Origin of the sequence: uncultured Phascolarctobacterium sp. (genome assembly GCF_902463975.1) — a bacterium.
Taxonomy (GTDB): domain Bacteria; phylum Bacillota; class Negativicutes; order Acidaminococcales; family Acidaminococcaceae; genus Phascolarctobacterium_A.
This window is the reverse complement of record NZ_CABQHJ010000028.1, coordinates 24,139-42,276: the sequence shown is the minus strand read 5'-3', so window position 1 is coordinate 42,276 and position 18,138 is coordinate 24,139. Positions and strand designations below refer to the sequence as shown.

At 45.2% G+C, this 18,138-nt stretch carries 20 protein-coding genes and 1 tRNA gene; 18 read left to right on the top strand and 3 right to left on the bottom strand.

What is annotated here, in order from left to right; genetic code table 11:
* The first annotated feature begins 161 nt into the window (after positions 1-161).
* The 16 genes from RDW05_RS08890 to RDW05_RS08815 all read left to right on the top strand — a co-directional run bounded on the left by RDW05_RS08890 (position 162) and on the right by RDW05_RS08815 (position 12,428).
* Positions 162-1,196 (top strand): PIN domain-containing protein, encoded by a 1,035-nt coding sequence (locus RDW05_RS08890; protein ID WP_307978723.1) that lies wholly within the window; start codon positions 162-164, stop codon positions 1,194-1,196.
* 10 nt (positions 1,197-1,206) lie between these two features.
* Complete coding sequence (gene ispD / locus RDW05_RS08885) at positions 1,207-1,929, top strand: 2-C-methyl-D-erythritol 4-phosphate cytidylyltransferase (protein ID WP_307978722.1); 723 nt, start codon at positions 1,207-1,209, stop codon at positions 1,927-1,929.
* A complete protein-coding gene (gene ispF / locus RDW05_RS08880; protein ID WP_293388945.1) occupies positions 1,919-2,419 on the top strand; it encodes a 2-C-methyl-D-erythritol 2,4-cyclodiphosphate synthase in 501 nt (166 codons plus the stop codon). Before ispD ends, ispF begins: the two co-directional genes overlap by 11 nt.
* Before the next feature lie 133 nt (positions 2,420-2,552).
* Entirely contained in the window at positions 2,553-4,028 is a 1,476-nt protein-coding gene (gene gltX, locus RDW05_RS08875; protein ID WP_304080711.1) for a glutamate--tRNA ligase, read from the top strand.
* Positions 4,029-4,124: 96 nt separating this feature from the next.
* Complete coding sequence (gene cysS, locus RDW05_RS08870) at positions 4,125-5,573, top strand: cysteine--tRNA ligase (protein ID WP_365688232.1); 1,449 nt, start codon at positions 4,125-4,127, stop codon at positions 5,571-5,573.
* Positions 5,573-6,040, top strand: coding sequence for a Mini-ribonuclease 3 (locus RDW05_RS08865; protein ID WP_210684851.1), 468 nt, complete (start codon positions 5,573-5,575; stop codon positions 6,038-6,040). The genes cysS and RDW05_RS08865 overlap by 1 nt, the downstream gene beginning before the upstream one ends.
* A gap of 42 nt (positions 6,041-6,082) precedes the next feature.
* Positions 6,083-6,784: an FAD-dependent thymidylate synthase gene (gene thyX, locus RDW05_RS08860; RefSeq protein ID WP_040565068.1), complete on the top strand. Its 702-nt coding sequence runs from the start codon at positions 6,083-6,085 to the stop codon at positions 6,782-6,784.
* 9 nt (positions 6,785-6,793) lie between these two features.
* The gene (gene rlmB / locus RDW05_RS08855) at positions 6,794-7,540 is read left to right on the top strand and encodes a 23S rRNA (guanosine(2251)-2'-O)-methyltransferase RlmB (protein WP_307978719.1); all 747 of its coding nucleotides are present in this window, start codon (positions 6,794-6,796) and stop codon (positions 7,538-7,540) included.
* Between the two features lie 12 nt (positions 7,541-7,552).
* On the top strand, positions 7,553-8,071 hold the full coding sequence (locus tag RDW05_RS08850; RefSeq protein WP_293722832.1) for an NYN domain-containing protein: 519 nt from the start codon (positions 7,553-7,555) through the stop codon (positions 8,069-8,071).
* A gap of 108 nt (positions 8,072-8,179) precedes the next feature.
* Entirely contained in the window at positions 8,180-8,917 is a 738-nt protein-coding gene (gene sigH, locus RDW05_RS08845; protein ID WP_009145428.1) for an RNA polymerase sporulation sigma factor SigH, read from the top strand.
* 163 nt (positions 8,918-9,080) lie between these two features.
* On the top strand, positions 9,081-9,545 hold the full coding sequence (brxF, locus tag RDW05_RS08840) for a BREX-3 system P-loop-containing protein BrxF (RefSeq protein WP_021720626.1): 465 nt from the start codon (positions 9,081-9,083) through the stop codon (positions 9,543-9,545).
* 23 nt (positions 9,546-9,568) lie between these two features.
* Positions 9,569-10,663 (top strand): 6-phosphofructokinase, encoded by a 1,095-nt coding sequence (locus RDW05_RS08835; RefSeq protein WP_293722834.1) that lies wholly within the window; start codon positions 9,569-9,571, stop codon positions 10,661-10,663.
* 201 nt (positions 10,664-10,864) lie between these two features.
* Positions 10,865-11,668 (top strand): undecaprenyl-diphosphate phosphatase, encoded by an 804-nt coding sequence (locus RDW05_RS08830; protein WP_021720624.1) that lies wholly within the window; start codon positions 10,865-10,867, stop codon positions 11,666-11,668.
* Between the two features lie 76 nt (positions 11,669-11,744).
* Positions 11,745-11,820: transfer RNA gene (locus RDW05_RS08825), tRNA-Thr, on the top strand.
* 67 nt (positions 11,821-11,887) lie between these two features.
* Entirely contained in the window at positions 11,888-12,157 is a 270-nt protein-coding gene (locus RDW05_RS08820) for a hypothetical protein (protein ID WP_021720623.1), read from the top strand.
* On the top strand, positions 12,150-12,428 hold the full coding sequence (locus RDW05_RS08815) for a DUF4160 domain-containing protein (protein WP_303706719.1): 279 nt from the start codon (positions 12,150-12,152) through the stop codon (positions 12,426-12,428). Before RDW05_RS08820 ends, RDW05_RS08815 begins: the two co-directional genes overlap by 8 nt.
* Before the next feature lie 113 nt (positions 12,429-12,541).
* Here RDW05_RS08815 and RDW05_RS08810 read toward each other — a convergent pair whose 3' ends face one another.
* Positions 12,542-13,825: a dicarboxylate/amino acid:cation symporter gene (locus RDW05_RS08810; protein WP_293827999.1), complete on the bottom strand. Its 1,284-nt coding sequence runs from the start codon at positions 13,823-13,825 to the stop codon at positions 12,542-12,544.
* 378 nt (positions 13,826-14,203) lie between these two features.
* Between RDW05_RS08810 and guaA the strand changes: the two genes are divergently transcribed.
* Positions 14,204-15,757, top strand: a complete 1,554-nt coding sequence (guaA, locus tag RDW05_RS08805) for a glutamine-hydrolyzing GMP synthase (protein ID WP_307978725.1) — start codon at positions 14,204-14,206, stop codon at positions 15,755-15,757.
* A 328-nt stretch (positions 15,758-16,085) separates the two neighbouring features.
* Here guaA and RDW05_RS08800 read toward each other — a convergent pair whose 3' ends face one another.
* Both RDW05_RS08800 and RDW05_RS08795 read right to left on the bottom strand, forming a co-directional pair.
* Entirely contained in the window at positions 16,086-16,952 is an 867-nt protein-coding gene (locus RDW05_RS08800; protein WP_374111029.1) for an IS3 family transposase, read from the bottom strand.
* On the bottom strand, positions 16,949-17,308 hold the full coding sequence (locus tag RDW05_RS08795; RefSeq protein WP_307978717.1) for a hypothetical protein: 360 nt from the start codon (positions 17,306-17,308) through the stop codon (positions 16,949-16,951). The genes RDW05_RS08800 and RDW05_RS08795 overlap by 4 nt, the downstream gene beginning before the upstream one ends.
* 215 nt (positions 17,309-17,523) lie before the next feature.
* Between RDW05_RS08795 and RDW05_RS08790 the strand changes: the two genes are divergently transcribed.
* Positions 17,524-18,114, top strand: coding sequence for a hypothetical protein (locus RDW05_RS08790; protein ID WP_307978716.1), 591 nt, complete (start codon positions 17,524-17,526; stop codon positions 18,112-18,114).
* Positions 18,115-18,138 lie beyond the last annotated feature (24 nt).

Genomic DNA, 18,138 nt, shown 5'->3' with positions numbered 1-18,138 from the left:
ATATAATTGATATAGTAGTAACAAGAACTACTATGAAGCAAATTTTAAAGAAAGGAGAAAATGCAATGCTGAGAAAAATTATTAGCTTGAGCATATCGTTAATTATTATTGTAACCGGACTCATACTAACAAATTTATCTTTACCGTTTTTATCAAATTACTTGGGCTATGATTTACACGGCAATGGCTTAATGGGAATTACCTTTGCTACAATGATACTGACCTTACCAGGTCTTTTTATATCTTCCTGGCTTGGCTTAGTATTGGCACCGTTTATTACAAAATGGCTGTTCAATTACGCTGAACGTCTGACGGTTTCTCTCTCCGGCGTACCTACCAGTGATATTCTGGTAATGATTTTCGGTATCGGCATCGGTCTGATTTTAGCAAATCTGATAGGCAGTCCTTTTTCCAGACTGCCGGTTATCGGACCGTTTATTCCCATCGTACTAAGCCTTGTACTTTCGGTTGTCGGTGCTAAGCTGGCTTTGCGTAAGCATAATGATATTGTGGAGTTTTTTAACCGCATTCCTACGCGTAAGTCCGTAAAGCCTGTCGATGAAACAAAGAGCGTATTGGATGGCCCTTTGGGGGACCGTCTTTACAGCAGCAATAAATTGCTTGATACCAGCGTCATTATTGACGGACGTGTTATGGATATTATGGCTGCAGGCTTTTTAGATGGACAGCTGGTGGTGCCGAATTTTGTGTTGGAGGAGCTGCAGAAGCTGGCGGATTCTTCGGACAACATGAAGCGCGCCAAAGGGCGTCGTGGTCTGGATTTGGTGCATGATTTGCAAATAAGCTACAAGAATCGTATTCTGGTTGTAGATAATGATTACGATGATCTGGATGGCGTGGATGCTAAGCTGGTACGTTTGGCAAGACAGGCTAATGCTGACATCATTACTAATGATTATAACCTGAATAAGGTTGCCGGTATCCAGGGCGTTAAGGTATTGAATATCAATGAGCTGGCGAATGCCATTAAACCGGTAGTTGTTGCAGGCGAGGAAATGAATGTCTTTCTGGTTAAGGAAGGCAAGGAGCAGGGACAAGCTGTTGCTTATCTTGATGATGGCACTATGATTGTCGTAGAAAACGGACGTCACTCTATTGGTCACAGTGCGATTGTTGTGGTAACCAGTGTACTGCAGACATCTGCCGGAAGAATGATTTTCGCCAAAACAAAATAGGAGCTTTGAGATGGGCAAGGATGAACTTATTGTAATTGTTCCGGCTGCAGGCGCCGGTAAGCGTTTGGGGCTGGGGATTAATAAGGCCTTTGCTATGCTGAACGGTGCACCGCTTCTGGTGCACTGTCTGCATATGCTGGAGGCAACAAGTCTGGTTAAGCGTGCCGTTGTCGTGTTGGCGCCGCAGGAGGTTGTTGAAGGCCGTGAGCTTTTGGCAGGCTATCAGAAAGATTATTTTCGGACACTGCCGTTTTGCGTGGTAGCCGGTGGCAAGGAGCGTCAGGATAGCGTTGCCAATGCGCTGGCGACAGTGGAGGAAACAGATTGCTATATAGCTGTACACGATGGCGCGCGTCCCTTTGCGGGACGCGCTGTTTTTGAACGCACATTGGCTGCTGCCAAGGTGCATGGCGCTGCAATTGCTGCCGTTCCGGTGAAGGATACCATCAAGGTTGTCGGCACCGACGGTATTGTAACTGCTACGCCTGAGCGCAGTACGCTGATGGCAGTACAGACACCGCAGATTTTTACCGCAGAACTGCTGAAGCAGGCTTACGCGCAGCTGGCGGCACATCCCGCTGCTGTTACCGACGATGCTTCGGTAGTAGAGCTGATGGGCCATAAGGTAGCGACAGCGTTAGGACGCTACGAAAATATTAAAATTACTACGCCGGAGGATTTGCTTTTTGCAGAAAATCTGCTGGCACAACAGGAGCAGGAAGATGGAAAATAAAATTGTAATGCCGCAATTTCGCATCGGCTGCGGCTATGATGTACATAAGCTGGCAGAAGAGCGCAAATTAATTATCTGTGGTGTTGAGGTTCCATATGAAAAAGGTCTTTTGGGACACAGTGATGCAGATGTAGCTTTGCATGCGCTGATGGATGCGCTTTTGGGCGCTGCGGCCATGGGCGATATCGGCAAGCACTTCCCTGATACGGATGAACGCTTTAAGGGAGCGGACAGCATGCAGCTGACGCTGCATGTCAAAAAGCTCTTGCAGGAGGAAGGCTGGCAGGTTAATAACGTGGATGTGACGATTATTGCCCAACGCCCGAAGCTGGCAGGCTATATTGCCGCAATGCGTACTAATGTTGCCAAGGTTTTGGATGTTGCTGAGTCGGTAGTAAATATTAAGGCGACAACAACAGAAAAGCTCGGTTTTACAGGAAGAGGCGAAGGTATTGCCGCTGAAGCTGTGGCGAGCATTGTCAAGATGTGATATAATAATTAGACTGATAAGTGTAATCTGTTTGGATATACCGGCGGAAGGAAATTTATTTTAGCCGGAGCCGGAGTGATTGTGCTTTTTTGGTAAATCTAATGTTAATAGATAAATTTGGAGGGATATATCAATGTGTAATGATGAAGTTAGAGTAAGATTTGCGCCGAGCCCGACTGGCCCGTTCCATATCGGTGGTGCGCGCAGTGCGCTGTTCAACTATCTGCTGGCCCGCAAAACCGGCGGCAAGCTGATTCTGCGTATCGAGGATACTGACCGTGAGCGTTCTACCCCGGAATCCGAGGAAAATATCAAGGCTGCTTTGAAGTGGCTGGGTATGGACTGGGATGAGGGTGTTGATGTTGGCGGCCCGAACGGACCGTATCATCAGATGGAACGTCTTGATATCTACAAAAAATATACTGACAAGCTGCTGGCTGAAGGCAAGGCTTACTATTGCTACTGCACCGATGAGGAGCTGGAGGAAGAACGCCAGAGCCTGATTAAAGAAGGCAAAATGCCGCGTTATATGGGTAAATGCCGTCATCTGACCGAAGAGCAGATTGCTCAGTTCAAGGCTGAAGGCCGCAAACCGACTGTGCGCTTCCGTGTTCCTGCTGATCAGCAGATTCTCGTTCGCGACATGGTTCGTGGCGATGTAGTTTTTGATTCCAATAATATCGGTGATTTCGTTATTGTTAAATCCGACGGTATTCCGACCTATAACTATGCTGTAGTTATCGATGATGCGCTGATGCACATTACTCATGTAATCCGCGCTGAAGAGCATCTGTCCAACACTCCGCGTCAATGCCTCGTTTATGATGCACTGGGCTTCAAACAACCGACCTTCGGTCACATTTCCCTGATTCTGGGCAAGGACCACACCAAAATGAGCAAGCGTCACGGCGCTACCAGTGTTGACCAATATCGTCAGCTGGGTTACCTGCCGGAAGCTATCAACAACTTCCTGGCACTTTTGGGTTGGGCTCCGAACAGCGAGCAGGAAATCTTCAGCATGGACGAGCTGATTCACGAATTCAGCATGGACCGTGTTGCCAAGAACCCTGCTGTTTTCGATATCGACAAGCTGAACTGGATTAACCAGCACTATATGCGTCAGCTGGATGCGGAAGCATTCTTTGAAGCTGCTAAACCGCACATGATTGCTGCAGGCTACATGACCGGCGAAGAAGAAGGCGAGAAGCTGGCTTGGCTGAAACGCGTTGTAGCAACCGCACAGGAGCACATTTCCTATGCTGCCCAAATTCCTGAATGCGTAGAAATGTACTTCAATGATGAATTCAATTTTGAAAACGAGGAAGCAGAAGCAGTTCTGAAGGCTGAAACTGTACCGACCGTTATCAATATGCTGCTGGAAGAGCTGCCGAAGGTAGAAAACCTGGACAATGCTGCAGTTAAAGCTCTGTTCAAGCAGATTCAGAAAGCAACTAAGCTGAAGGGCAAGGATGTATTCATGCCGATTCGTGTCGCTCTGACCGGTAATCAGCATGGTCCTGAGCTGGCAGCAATGGTTCCGCTGCTGGGCGTTGAGCGTACTGCAAAACGTATTAAATCAAGCTTGGCAAAAGCAGGCGTAACTCTTTGATTGATGACTGACGATAAGGCTTCAACTGCTTCGTAACGGCGTTGCTTGCATCCAAGGCCTTCTCGTCGCTCAGAGAATTTTTGCAAAGGAATAGTTATTATGAGCATTAAAGTATATAACACCTTAACCAAACAAAAAGAAGAATTCGTACCTATTCATCCGGGCAAAGCCAACATTTATGTTTGCGGTGTTACTCCGTACAACCATCCGCATGTTGGTAATGCGCGTCCGTTCGTAACCTGGGACGTTATCCGCCGCTTCTTGGAGCATGAAGGCTATGACGTAACCCATGTACAAAACTTTACCGATGTTGATGACAAGATTATCAACACTGCCAATAAAGAAGGCGTACAATGGTATGATATCTGCAACCGCTATATTGACTCCTACTTTGAAGTAATGGATAAACTCAATGTGCGCCGTGCGCATGTTTATCCGCGTGTATCCGAGCATATCGATGATATCATCAAAACTGTACAATGCTTGATTGACAATGGCTATGGCTATGTTGTTGACGGCGATGTTTTCTACAGTGTAGAAAAGTTTAAATACTATGGTCAGCTTTCCGGCCGTAACATTGAGGATATGATGGCCGGCGCGCGTGTAGACGTTGATGACCGCAAGCATAATCCGATGGATTTTGCGCTGTGGAAATCCGCTAAACCGGGCGAGCCTGCTTGGGAGAGCCCTTGGGGTCCCGGTCGTCCCGGCTGGCATATTGAATGCTCTACCATGAGCATGAAGTATCTGGGCGAAACCTTTGACTTCCATGGCGGCGGCAGCGATTTGATTTTCCCGCATCATGAAAACGAGATTGCTCAATCCGAAGGCTGCACTGGCATTCATCCTTTCGTGCATTACTGGCTGCATAACGGCTTTATTACCGTTAACGAAGAAAAAATGTCCAAATCTCTGGGCAACTTCTTCATGGTTATCGATATCTTAGAGCATTACGATCCGGAAACTCTGCGTTTCTTCATCGTTTCCACGCATTATCGCAGCCCGCTGGACTTCAGCGATGCACGTCTTACCGAAGCACAAAAGAGCCTTGCACGTCTGCGTCAGGCACAGGAAACTTTGGGTGAGCTGAGCGAAATGCTGAGCGCCGGCCCGACTGCCGAAAGCTTGGCACTGCGCGAGAAGGTTAAAGAGCTGCGTGAAGCATTTATGGAAGCTATGCGCGATGACTTCAATACTGCGCTGGCTATCAGCCATATGTTTGCTCTGGCTAAGGAAATCAACATTTACCATAAGGCAGTTGTTGATGCCGGCATTAAACCGGACGGTAAGCTGGTTGCTATGTTCAACGATGTCTTTGCAGAAACCTGCTCTATCATCGGTGTATTGGAAAAAACTGCTGCTCCGGCTGCAGAAGAGGCAGGCGACAGCAAGGAAGCTGAGCTGGTGGAAATGCTTATCGCTATGCGTCAGGATGCACGTAAAAACAAAAATTACGCACTGGCAGATGAGCTGCGCAACAAGCTGAATGAAATCGGCATTGTGCTGCAGGATACTCCGCAAGGCGTAAAGTGGTCTAAGCAATAATGAAATTTGAACAATACAAAATGCTAAAGGAGCATGCCCTGGCAGCCTGTGCGGCTGCCGGTGCTCCTTTTCCTGCAACTAAGGAAATAAATCCGATTCTGTTGGCGTATATCGGCGACGTAGTTTTTTCTATGTATGTCCGTCTGCGCCTTTTGCCGACTTCCAAGCATGTACGCATTGTACATGACATCGGTTCCAAGATGGTTTCTGCAGTGTGCCAATGTCAGGCAATGCAGCAGCTGGAGGCTGGCCTGAGCGAGGAGGAAAGCGTTATTTTCCGCCGCGGCCGTAATGCCAAGTCGATGGTGCCGAAAAGCGCCTCAGTGCATGAATACCGTATGGCAACAGCTTTTGAAGCACTTTTGGGCTGGTTGTTCCTTGAAGAACGCGAGGAGCGCCTGCAAGAGGTTATGGATCTTTCCTTTGATATTATCAGCAAATATATGCAGGAAAATCACAAAAAATAATACCCCTCTATTTGTCCGTTGAAAAGAGAGGAGATGATAAATATGATGGTAAAATTAGTACGTCATACGCCGGAGCCGGAGCGTACTGTGGCTATGAGCGCACGTCTGTGCTATTCACCGATCGGCGCTGCTCAGCTGGAAGAAAAAATCAGTGATGAGCAGGCAGCAAATCTGGTACGCAAATTGGTAAGCATGGGGCACTTGTCCACCTTGGAGCATGTTACCTTTACCTTTGCTATCGAAGGTGTATCCCGCGTTTTGACACATCAGCTGGTGCGCCACCGCATTGCTTCTTATTCCCAGCAGTCTCAGCGCTATGTAAAGGAGCATGATTTTGAAACAATCGTGCCTGCTTCCATTGCTTCTAAGCCTGAGGCTAAGGCTAAATTCGACAAGCTGATGACTGAGATTCAGGCAATGTATGATGAGTTTATCGCACTTGATATTCCGGCTGAGGATGCCCGTTATATTCTGCCTAACGCAACAGAAACGAAGATTGTCTGCACGTTTAATGCACGCTCCTTGCTGAACTTCTTCAGCCTGCGCTGCTGCACCCGTGCACAATGGGAAATCCGTGCGCTGGCTAATGAGATGCTGCGCCAATGTCAGGCTGTAGCACCAGTTATTTTTGAAAATGCAGGTCCGACCTGTGTATCTGAGGGCGTTTGTCACGAGGGCGCTATGTCCTGCGGACGTCTGCAGGCAATTTTGGCGGCAAAAGCCAAGGCAGAGCAAAAGCAGTAAGGAGAAACTATGGCTGAGCAGAATAATGATTTAATAGCTGGACGTAATGCGGTTAGTGAAGCCTTGCGCAGCCAGCGTTCAATAAACAAAATACTTTTGCAGGAAGGCGCTCATGGCGGCAGTCTGGGCGAAATCATTGCCTTGGCAAAGCAAAAGGGCATGCCTGTAGAAACAGTAAAGGCCGAAAAGCTGGATAAGCTGGCTAAGGGCTTGCGTCATCAGGGTGTAGCTGCTTTGGCGGCACCGATTGCATTCCGTACTCTGGATGATGTTTTTGCCCGTGCGGCAGAAAAAAATGAAGAGCCGTTTATTTTGCTTTTGGATGAGCTGCAGGATCCGCAGAACGTGGGCGCGCTTATCCGCAGTGCCGATGCTGCAGGTGTACATGGTGTGCTGATGCCGCGCCGTCGCAGCTGTCCGCTGAACGCTGTTGTTGCCAAGATTTCCGCAGGTGCGGTTGAATATGTACCTGTTGTGCAAATCGGTAATATTGCCCAGACTATTGAAGAGCTTAAGCAGCGCGGCTGCTGGGTTGTAGGCGCTGATATGGATGGCGTTGATTTTTATGCTGCCAATATGAGCGGTCCGATTGTACTGGTAATCGGAGCTGAAGGCAGAGGCTTAGGCCGACTGGCAAAACAAAAATGTGATGATGTTGTCAGCATTCCGATGAACGGCGGCGTTAATTCTTTGAACGCATCGGCTGCGGGAGCTGTCCTGATGTACGAGGTAGTACGTCAACGACATCAATTCTAAAGAGGTGAAGGCATGGGCGAATATCTGATAATTGATGGGTATAATGTAATTAACGCCTGGAAGGATTTTGCCCAGCTGCGCCAGGAAAATCTGGAGCATGCACGCGAGCTGCTGGTAGCGGGTGTGGCAGAATATGCTGCCTTTAAGGGATATCGTGCTGTCGTAGTTTTTGATGCTCAGGAGGTGGCAGGCGCTGCTGCTTCAGAAAAGATTCACGGCATTGATGTTGTGTTTACTAATGAAGGTGAAACAGCAGATTCCTGGATTGAACGACGTACCTATGAGCTGCGGCACGTACAGGCCAAGGTTTTTGTTGTAACCAGTGACTATGCTGAGCAGATTAACATTTTGGGAGCAGGTGCGTACCGCATTTCTTCTAGGGAATTCCGCGAGCAGTATTATAAGACTAAAAAGGAAATTGCCGAGCGTCTGCATGTCCCCAGACGTGCTTTAAACCGCAATGAGCTTGGTGGCAGAGTGAGCGGACATGTTCTGGCTCATCTGGAAAAATTGCGTCGGGAGAAAAGTTGACGGAAAACACCAGGCAGGATATAATAAAAACACTGATGCTTTTATTATGAAGATATTTGCAATAACTGTTTTGCAAGACATTGGCAGATAGATAAACAGACGGAGGATATGCTATTGATGGCTACAGATACTGTAATGCAAAACGATCCTAATGACGCTTTTGCAAAGATGACTGATGAGGAAATCGTTTTAGAATCACAACAGCATGATAATGTTTTAGCACAGGAATATCTGCTGCATAAATACAGAAACTTCGTCAGAGCCAAGGCTCGCAGCTATTTTTTAATAGGTGCCGAGCGTGAAGATATTATTCAGGAAGGCATGATCGGTCTTTATAAGGCTATCCGTGATTTCCGTGCCGACAAGCAGGCTTCGTTTCGCGCTTTTGCTGAGTTGTGTGTAACAAGGCAGATTATTACGGCGATAAAAACTGCTACCAGACAGAAGCATATCCCTCTCAACTCCTATGTATCGCTTAATAAGCCAATTTATGAGGAGGACAGTGACCGCACGCTGCTGGATGTCATCAGCGGTGTGAAGGTTGCTAATCCGGAGGATATGATTATCAGCCGTGAGGAATTCAGCGATATTGAAAGCAAGATGAATGATATTCTCAGTGACCTGGAATGGAAGGTTCTGATGAGCTATCTTGATGGCAAATCCTATCAGGAAATTGCTGCTGAGCTGGGGCGTCATATCAAATCTATTGATAATGCGCTGCAGCGTGTAAAGCGTAAACTTGAAAAATATATCATCAGCAAAGGAGATATTACTGATCTGCGTACAGTTTACAGCGGACTGCTGGCTATTGATCCGTATGAGCGTTTCAAGAATAAAAATTCCTGAAAAAGCGGATAATTGATAAAACTGTAACAAAAATCTACATCATTTTGAAATTTTCAGAATGGTGTTTTTTTATTAAGAGGATTTTTGACAAGTATAGCGAATAAATATATTAACAAGTCAGTAAAGAAAAATTGACACTTCGGTGTTAGAGGAGGTTTTTCAAATGAATCAAGTTGAAGAATTAGTGAAGGTTGTAGCAGAGGCTCAGGCCGACAAAGGAAATGTTGTTATTGTTACCGGTAAACCGGGCAGTGGCAAGAGCAAAGTTTTACGTGAAGCTGCAGAATCTCAAAAATGGACCTACGTTGACTGCCGTATGCTGATCAGTGAGGAATTCCTGGCAATTCCGGCTGCTGACAGAGGCTTGTATGCTCCTGATATGTTTGCTGATATTCTGGCAAGCTACAATGCAGATGTTATCATTCTTGACAGACTGCAGACCTTGTTTGTACCTGTATTCCACATCAATACCGACAGCCTGATGCGTAAGCTGAGCAAAAAGTTTACCATCGTAACCGCATGGCCCGGATACATTGATAACGGTAACCTGTGCTATGACAAATTTGACGGTACCGAAGCTATCCGTATCAGCCCCGATGGCTTTAAGATCTGGAACGTAGAAGGTTAATAGTTAATAAGCGGAGGCTTGATATGGAGCAGAAAAAACGTCGCTTTGCTGTTTTGACCGGCGGAGGTGACTGCCCGGGATTAAACGCTGTAATCCGTGCAGTCGTAAAAACCTTCCTGCAGAACGATTGTGAGGTTTATGGCGTACTCAATGGCTTTAACGGTCTGATAAACGATAATCTAAAATTAATGGATTATGCTGCAGTATCCGGCATTTTGCCGCGTGGCGGAACCATTTTAGGCACTACGAACCGTGATAATCCCTTCCATTTTGCTGTTGAAGAAAATGGTGAGCTTGTATATAAGGATATGCGCGAAAAGGTAGTTGAAAACCTGCGCAAATACGATATAGAGGCCTTGGTTGTTATCGGCGGCGACGGTAGCTTGAATATTGGTGCTGAGCTGGCGCGTGAATGCGATATTAAGGTTGTTGGTGTGCCTAAGACTATTGATAACGATTTGCCCTGCACAGAGCGGACATTCGGCTTTGATACTGCTATGGCTATGGCTACCGAAGCGCTTGACAGACTGCATACTACAGCCGAATCACATCACCGTGTTATGGTGTTGGAGGTTATGGGCCGTTATGCCGGCTGGATTGCTTTGCACAGTGGTATTGCCGGCGGTGCGGACGTTATTTTGCTACCGGAAATTCCTTATAAGCTGGAACCGGTGATTGCTAAGATTCAGGCACGTAAAGCTGCCGGCAAGAATTTCAGTATTGTAGTTGTTGCTGAGGGAGCACGTCCTGAGGGTGGCGAGATGTCAATCGCACGTATGGTTGAGGGTAGCTTTGAGCCAATCCGCCTTGGCGGTGCAGGCGAAAAGGTGGCACAGGCCATTGAAGAGCAGACAGGCATCGAATCACGCTGTACCGTATTAGGTTATCTGCAGCGTGGCGGTTCGCCTACAGCGTTTGACCGTGTGCTGTCGACGCGTTACGGCGTGGCAGCAGCAGAGGCTTGCCTGAGACGTGAATATAATGTTATGGTTTCACTGTACCATGATCAGATTGTTACCGTCTTTATTCAAAAGGCAGCATCCAAACCGCGTCAGGTTCCTGTAGACAGCGAAATCATTCGCACAGGACGCCAGCTTGGATTGTGCTTTGGCGATTAATTTAAACTTGATTAATAGATTTAACCCCAGATTAAGATAAGAATTATATATTACAGAGGATGGTGGCAACACCGTCCTCTTTTTTTTATCAGGAAGCTTTAAGAAGTGTGAAAAATTTAAAAAAATAGTGAGATTTAATTGCAGTTAAGCACGATTCAGAGTATAATAAAAAGGCTTAGTGTTTGCGAAAGGGAGTAAATCATGGACTTAAATTTAATTGCTGTTATTGTGGGTATTGTCGAAGGTCTGACGGAATTTTTGCCGGTTTCTTCTACCGGTCATATGATTATTGTCGGTCACGTGTTGGGCTTTGAAGGCCAGCTGGCAGATGTTTTTGATGTGTTTGTACAGTTGGGTGCCATTTTATCTGTTGTTTTTATTTACAAAGAGCGCTTTGCCAGATTTTTTACTAAGGATGGTTGGGACATCAACAAAGGACTTTCTGTCTGGCATGTTGCTGCCGGTATCGTACCGGTTATGCTGGTAGCCTTCTTCCTGTATCACTATATTAAGGAGTATCTGTTTTCTCCTTTTACGGTAGCAATAGGCCTTTTCCTGGGCGGTTTGTTGCTGATGTTTGCGGAATATAGAACTAAAGGCCGTGAGGCTGAACTGGTTGATGATGTTGATAAAATTTCTATCCGTCAGGCAGTATGGGTTGGCATTTATCAATTTCTTTCCCTGTGGCCCGGCTTTTCCCGTAGCGGCAGTACTATTGCCGGAGGTCTTTTGGTTGGGCTGACTCGCAGTGCCGCAGCAAATTATACCTTTGTGATTGCTGTACCGCTGATGTTTGTGGCCTGTATTTATGATCTGCTTAAAAACCTTCAGTATCTTTCTGCAGGTGATTTGCAGGTATTGGTAATAGGCTTTGTGGTATCCTTTATCGTTGCTTATATTTCTGTATTATGGTTCCTAAAATTTTTGCAGAATTCCAAGCTGACCAGCTTTGCTGTTTACAGAATACTGTTGGCCGGTGTAACCTACTGGTATTTTTACATGTAAGCTTGCTCTGAAATCTTTGCTTGCGAAAGTATTGACAAAACAGGCTTTATCCTTTATAATAATAAAAGAATTTTGTGCTGGCATAGCTCAATTGGCAGAGCAGCTGATTTGTAATCAGCAGGTTGTGGGTTCGATTCCTATTGCCAGCTCCAATGAATTTTTCGCCGTTAGATGTTTATCTGACGGCGTTTTTAGTATAATTTCACGGAGGTGTGTAATATGGTATATCCTTATATGACTCTTGCTGATGGAACAGAAATTGTTTATACTAATGTATTCGAAGAGGATGGCATAAAAAAAGTAGAGGTTCATTTTGAAAGACCTACTGAAAAGGGGTTTGATACTGCCAGGTGTCAATTGCCGTCATATACTTGGCTTATACGGGAAGGCTTCTCCGATGAAGAGATGAAGATGTTTGATGAATTTATGCATAGTAATGCGCACCTATTCTATAAGTACGGTGCGAACGGAGGACTAAAGATTGCCTAATTTATTTACTATTTTAGGATATAAGGTTTATTTTTGGTCAAATGAAAATGATGAGCCGATACATGTGCATATTTCTAAAGGAATACCCAGTAAGAATGCTGCAAAAATATGGTTAACAAGAAATGGTGGCTGTATTTTAGAGAGTAATCCTGAGCGTATTCCCCGAAAAGACCTGTCTGAGCTTTTAGAAATAGTTCAAGCGCAGTTTTTTATGATTTGCGCAGCATGGAAAAAGCATTTTAAGGTTGAACAAATTAAGTTTTACTGCTAAGTCAGGTAATATGTATTTTTCGCCGTTAGATGTTTATCTGACGGCGTTTTTATTTTTCCTGCAAAAAAATAACTGCTAATTCACAGCGAATTAGCAGTTATTTGCTTTATGGCTTATTCTTCTTCAGCAATTTTGCCTTTGAGGTCATGGTCGGTCATTGCGCAAACGCAGGAGTCGGACCAAACGTTTTCTGCGGTTTCAACCATATCGATGATTGTGTAAATCGGCAGGATGATACCCATGATACCGATAGGAGCGCCAATGCCGCTCATCAGAGACAGGGTGAGGAAGTAGCAGCCCATCGGTACGCCTGCGTTACCAACAGCAGCCAGTACGGATACCAGCAGCCAGGTAAGCATGGTGGTCATGGACAGCTCAAAGCCTGCATTCTGCATAACGAAAATGGAAGTGATCAAAATGAAGGCAGCGCAGCCGTTCATGTTGATGGTGGTGCAGATAGGCAGTACAAAGCGGGAAACAGCTTTGTTAACCTTCATGTTTTGTTCAGCGGACGCCATGGTTACAGGCAGGGTGCCTGCGGAGCTCTTGGTGAACAGTGCAACAGCGACTGCCGGAGACATTTTCTTGAATACATCAATCGGGTTCAGGCCTCTTGCCAGCAGGAAGATAGGCAGAACGATGAAGAACTGTACACAGTTGCTGGCCATGATAACCAGAGTGTATTTGCCCAGAGCGCCAACGATTACGCCGGCTTCAATCTGTGCGGAAAGCTGACCTGCGAATGCCAGAATACCGAGAGGCAGTACGAACAGTAGCGCTTTAATAAGAGTGAACAGCAGCTCCTGGAAGCCTAATACTGCTTTCAGCAGAGCTTCTCTGTTTTCGGTTTTAGGCATAAATGCCAGACCTAAACCCATAGCAGCAGCAATCAGCATTACGGAAAGCACGTTGCCTGCGAGGAACGGCTGCAGCATGTTGTTAGGAATAACATTTAAAATGTGGTCATAGTAGCTTAACTTGCCAAGATTTTGCGGTACATTGGACATGCCGCTGCCGACAATTTCTGCCGGCAGGTTGCCGGGAGCTACCCAAAGATAGATAGCAAGACCGATGCCTGCTGCACAAACAGTAGTCAAAAAGGTGTAAACTACGGCGTGAGCAAAAATCTGGCCGGTTTCTTTTTTGCTTCCCAAAGCAGCCAATGTGGTAATTACGGCTAAAGCAATGGTAGGTACGGCGATAAATTGGAAGAGGCGTGTATAAACGGTAGCGATGAAATTGAATAATTCGTTCAGGGGTTTGATTCCCATATAACCGAGAACAGCACCGACTACCAGTGCGCCCATCCATAGAATAAATTGACTTTTGTTGTTTTGTGATTTGTTTTGATTTATCACTTTTTGTGCTAAATCCTTCACATCTGCATTTTGCTGCATTATATCCCTCCTAAAATAGGTGCTGTCAGATTTTTTAGAATTTCTGGCAGCTAATACTCCCTAGGTAGCCTTGCAACATACCTAAAAAATATTATAGCATTTTCTGAAAGATTTGTAAATTTCAATTTAGCAGTCATTAATGATATTTGAATATGGGATGTTTGTGTTTAGGCTTACAGTTATTTCTTGCAGCAAAGCACGTTTTAAGAGCAGTAGGATGTATACTTAGGTCAGAACAAGACGTTATGACGCTGAAATAGCATTTTCATTGCATTTTCATGCCGTTTATGGTAATCTATAATATATTAAAAACGTATAATTTTTTACATAACTGCTATATAAGCAGCATGTTTATTTTTGAAGGAGAGTGAAGGATTGATGCAAAACAATGCACAAGAAATGGTGCTCGTAATTGACTTCGGCGGGCAGTATAACCAGTTAATCGCCAGACGCGTACGTGAAAGCGGTGTGTACTGCGAAATCGTATCCTATAAGCATAGCCTGGAAGCAATTAAGGCTAAAAATCCGAAGGGTATTATTTTTACCGGTGGTCCTAACAGCGCTTATCTGGAGGATTCTCCTACTATTGATCCGGAAATATATACCTGGGGCGTACCTGTTCTGGGCATTTGCTACGGCAGCCAGCTGATGATGCATATGCTCGGCGGTCATGTATGCGTAGCTCCCGAGCGCGAATACGGCAAAACCGTTGTTGACCTCGACACTACTAGCCCGATGTTCGTCGGCCTGCCCGAGAAAAATGTTTGCTGGATGAGCCATAACGATTATATCGAAACCGCAGCTCCCGGCTTCAAGATTGTTGCCAGCACTCCGAACTGCCCGGTTGCTGCTGCTGAGGATGAAGCACGTAAATTGTATTGCGTACAATTCCATCCCGAGGTTCTGCATACCGAAAACGGCACCAAGATGCTGAGCAACTTTGTTTACAATGTTTGCGGCTGTGCAGGCACCTGGAAAATGGATTCCTTCGTAGAGCAGACTGTTGCCGAACTGAAAGAAAGAATCGGCGACGGCAAGGTGCTGTGCGCGCTTTCCGGCGGTGTTGATTCCAGCGTTTGTGCCGCTATGCTGGCTAAGGCTATCGGCAAGCAGCTTACATGCGTATTTGTAGACCACGGTCTGCTGCGCAAAAACGAGCGTGAAGAGGTTTGCGCTGTTTTCGGTGAAGGTGGTCAGTTCGATATCAACTTCATCTGCGTTGACGCACGCGAGCGCTTCTATAGTAAGCTGGCAGGCGTAACTGCTCCGGAAGGTAAACGTAAAATTATCGGCGAAGAATTCATTCGCGTATTTGAAGAAGAAGCTAAGAAAATTGGTGCTGTTGACTATCTGGCACAGGGCACCATTTATCCTGACGTTGTAGAAAGCGGCCTCGGCGGCGAATCTGCAACTATTAAAAGCCATCACAATGTTGGCGGTCTGCCTGACTTTGTTGATTTCAAGGAAATCGTTGAGCCTCTGCGTGACCTGTTCAAGGACGAGGTTCGTCAATCCGGCCGTGAGCTTGGCCTGCCTGAAAACCTGGTAGCACGTCAGCCGTTCCCGGGACCCGGTCTGGCAATCCGCATCATCGGCGATGTAACTCCGGAAAAGGTTGCTATCGTACAGGATGCAGATGCAATTTATCGCGAAGAGGTAGACAAGCTGCCGATGAGCGAGCGTCCAAGCCAGTATTTTGCAGCTCTGACCAATATGCGCAGCGTTGGCGTTATGGGCGACGAGCGTACCTATGATTATGCTATCGCTCTGCGTGCGGTAACTACCACCGACTTCATGACTGCAGAAGTAACTATGTTGCCGCCGGCAACTATTACTACTGCGGCTAATCGTATTGTTAATGAGGTTAAGCACATCAACCGCGTACTCTTTGACTATACCACCAAACCGCCTGCTACTATTGAGTTCGAATAATAAAGAAAAGCCGAAAAAAAACCAGTAATATCAAGACTTTTCGGACTTCGCCCATCGTCTCTGAGAAGGTTTTGATAAGAATCCGCTTGAACGCCATTATTCTGCGTGACAAGTGGTTTGCGAGTAAAGAGTAATTATCAAAGGCTCGCAAAAATATCCATATAACATTTTAGCCCGTACTGATCGGATGTCAGTACGGGCTTTTTGTCGTTCATTTTTCGGTTCTATAATAAGTGTTGGGGTATTGACCTAGATTAGGTCAATACTTGTACTAGTCAACAAATTTTAGACACAAATCACAAAAAAATATACAACAAAAATCTCTCTGTTATTCAGCTACACTTCTATAATGCAACTCGCGATATTGAATAGGCGTCAGATAGTTTAAAGAATAAGCAGGACGCTGTTCATTAAAGAAATGAATGTATTCTGTTACTTCATCTATAACAGACTTTTCTCCTGTTACATGAAAATCAGTAAACATTTCTGCTTTTATCCAACCATTAATTGCTTCCATTGCTGCATTATCGGTAGGTGTTCCTGCACGAGACATAGAATGGGTAATGCTATACATTGGCAACAAGTCATTAAATGCCTTAGACGTGTAAACGGAACCTTGGTCTGAATGTAGGATCATTTCATATTCTGGATACTGCTTCTTTAAAGCAATTAAATCCTCCAAACCGCTAATATATGTCATGCGGTCACCGCGTTTAGAAGAAAGAGAATGGCTTACAATTTCATTATTCCAAAGGTCCATATACAATGTCAGCTCATAATAAATCCCTTTAACATGAAAAGCAGTCATATCGCTTACAATACATTGCAGCGGTCCATCAATCTGCATTTCTTTCATAAGCAGATTCGGGAAAATCCGGTATGAATCCCTTGGTTTCTTGTATTTGTAATGCTTAGTCTGACTTTTAATACCAGTCATTTTGCAACACTTATGTGCATATGCATCCGAAAGGATAAGACCGGTATCCAGACGAATCTTAGCGTTGAGCCAGCGATATCCGTGAGAAGGATATTTAGCATGGTACTCATTAAAAAGCAAAATATTACTAAGCAGATTCCGCATTCTTGTAGAAGGATGAGAGAGCTTCTTCTTCCATGCATAGAAGCTGCTACGCTGTACATTCATTGTTTCGCATATAAGTTTTACCGGAAATTCACCAGAGAGTTCTAATATTATTTGGTATTCTTGTTGCCGTATAGAATTACTCTACCATCCCCTTTCACCGCATAGCCTTTTTTTAATCTAGCTTCTGCAATTCTTGCTTTAAGCAACTCACGAATTAATTCTTCCTTGGTCATAGATTGATAATCATCCGTGTTCGCAGAAAGTGCAGGTGCATTGGGATGTATTATATTACATTTTTGTTGTTTACAATTTTTTGCAGGCAGGTTATTCGCATCTCTGTACATACGCATATAGGTGCGTGCTGTACCTTCGCAAATATTGTATAACTCTGCTGCTTGATAGCGAGTAATCTCGCTGTCATATATTCGGCGACCAATGTCTAATTTTTCTTGTTTAGTGTATTTCATGGTAAACCTCCTGTTTAGACCGAAGTATTGCTTGTTTATTGATGCATATATTAGTGTATTCTATTATATATCATCTGTACAAGAAATACCCCCTCTGTGTCTAAAATAAGTTTACCATTTCAGCTCTTGCCGATCAAGGCATTACTGGCGAGGGGCGTTCTCTGACCGAGCGTAATTTATGGGTACAGAGAGAAAAAGAAGACCTTACAGAAATCATGATGGAGCATAAAATCGAGTGGGAGCAAAAAGGCGAACACAGGGAGCATTTGAGTGTGCTTGAATATAAGCGAGAGCAACGCACCCAAGAGCTTGCCGAGCTGACCGAGCAGACACAGAAAAAGACTGCAGAAGCAGCGGCATTGGATAAGCAGATCGAAAAGACCAAGCAGAAAAAAGTCAATATCGAGAGCATTGACAAAATCGAGGTCAAGCCCGTTATGCTTTCTCCGTCGAGAGTATCCCTTGAAAAGACGGACTACGAAACGCTGTCCGCCGCCGCCAAGAAATACTATGCACAGGAAAAGAAAGAATCCAAGATCCAAAAATTGTTGGATGCGGCAAACAAAAAGATAGACGAATTGAAAGCCGTCATTAGTTCTCGGAGAGAGCAGGTTGCTTCTCTGACCGCTGAGCTATCCAAGTACAAGTCTGTCCGTAACAGGCTCAATTCAGCCAATTTAGAAAAGGAGCACGAACGCCTGAAGAAAAAAGTTCGCACCTACGAGGAAGTAATATCCGAAAACAAACTGTGGCATCTGTTTGGCAAAGTGCGTGGCAAAACACACACAAGGGACGATGCCCGATAATCAAAATCTAAGGAGGAACGGAAA

What these genes read in the sequence shown, in the direction of transcription:
- sigH (WP_009145428.1), top strand. Translation starts at nt 8,180, where the DNA reads ATGCTATTGATGGCTACAGATACTGTAATGCAAAACGATCCTAATGAC.
- RDW05_RS08820 (WP_021720623.1), top strand. Translation starts at nt 11,888, where the DNA reads ATGGTATATCCTTATATGACTCTTGCTGATGGAACAGAAATTGTTTAT.
- guaA (WP_307978725.1), top strand. Translation starts at nt 14,204, where the DNA reads ATGCAAAACAATGCACAAGAAATGGTGCTCGTAATTGACTTCGGCGGG.
- brxF (WP_021720626.1), top strand. Translation starts at nt 9,081, where the DNA reads ATGAATCAAGTTGAAGAATTAGTGAAGGTTGTAGCAGAGGCTCAGGCC.
- RDW05_RS08835 (WP_293722834.1), top strand. Translation starts at nt 9,569, where the DNA reads ATGGAGCAGAAAAAACGTCGCTTTGCTGTTTTGACCGGCGGAGGTGAC.
- RDW05_RS08865 (WP_210684851.1), top strand. Translation starts at nt 5,573, where the DNA reads ATGAAATTTGAACAATACAAAATGCTAAAGGAGCATGCCCTGGCAGCC.
- ispF (WP_293388945.1), top strand. Translation starts at nt 1,919, where the DNA reads ATGGAAAATAAAATTGTAATGCCGCAATTTCGCATCGGCTGCGGCTAT.
- RDW05_RS08790 (WP_307978716.1), top strand. Translation starts at nt 17,524, where the DNA reads ATGATGGAGCATAAAATCGAGTGGGAGCAAAAAGGCGAACACAGGGAG.
- RDW05_RS08810 (WP_293827999.1), bottom strand. Translation starts at nt 13,825, where the DNA reads ATGCAGCAAAATGCAGATGTGAAGGATTTAGCACAAAAAGTGATAAAT.
- rlmB (WP_307978719.1), top strand. Translation starts at nt 6,794, where the DNA reads ATGGCTGAGCAGAATAATGATTTAATAGCTGGACGTAATGCGGTTAGT.
- ispD (WP_307978722.1), top strand. Translation starts at nt 1,207, where the DNA reads ATGGGCAAGGATGAACTTATTGTAATTGTTCCGGCTGCAGGCGCCGGT.
- RDW05_RS08830 (WP_021720624.1), top strand. Translation starts at nt 10,865, where the DNA reads ATGGACTTAAATTTAATTGCTGTTATTGTGGGTATTGTCGAAGGTCTG.
- RDW05_RS08795 (WP_307978717.1), bottom strand. Translation starts at nt 17,308, where the DNA reads ATGAAATACACTAAACAAGAAAAATTAGACATTGGTCGCCGAATATAT.
- gltX (WP_304080711.1), top strand. Translation starts at nt 2,553, where the DNA reads ATGTGTAATGATGAAGTTAGAGTAAGATTTGCGCCGAGCCCGACTGGC.
- thyX (WP_040565068.1), top strand. Translation starts at nt 6,083, where the DNA reads ATGATGGTAAAATTAGTACGTCATACGCCGGAGCCGGAGCGTACTGTG.
- RDW05_RS08850 (WP_293722832.1), top strand. Translation starts at nt 7,553, where the DNA reads ATGGGCGAATATCTGATAATTGATGGGTATAATGTAATTAACGCCTGG.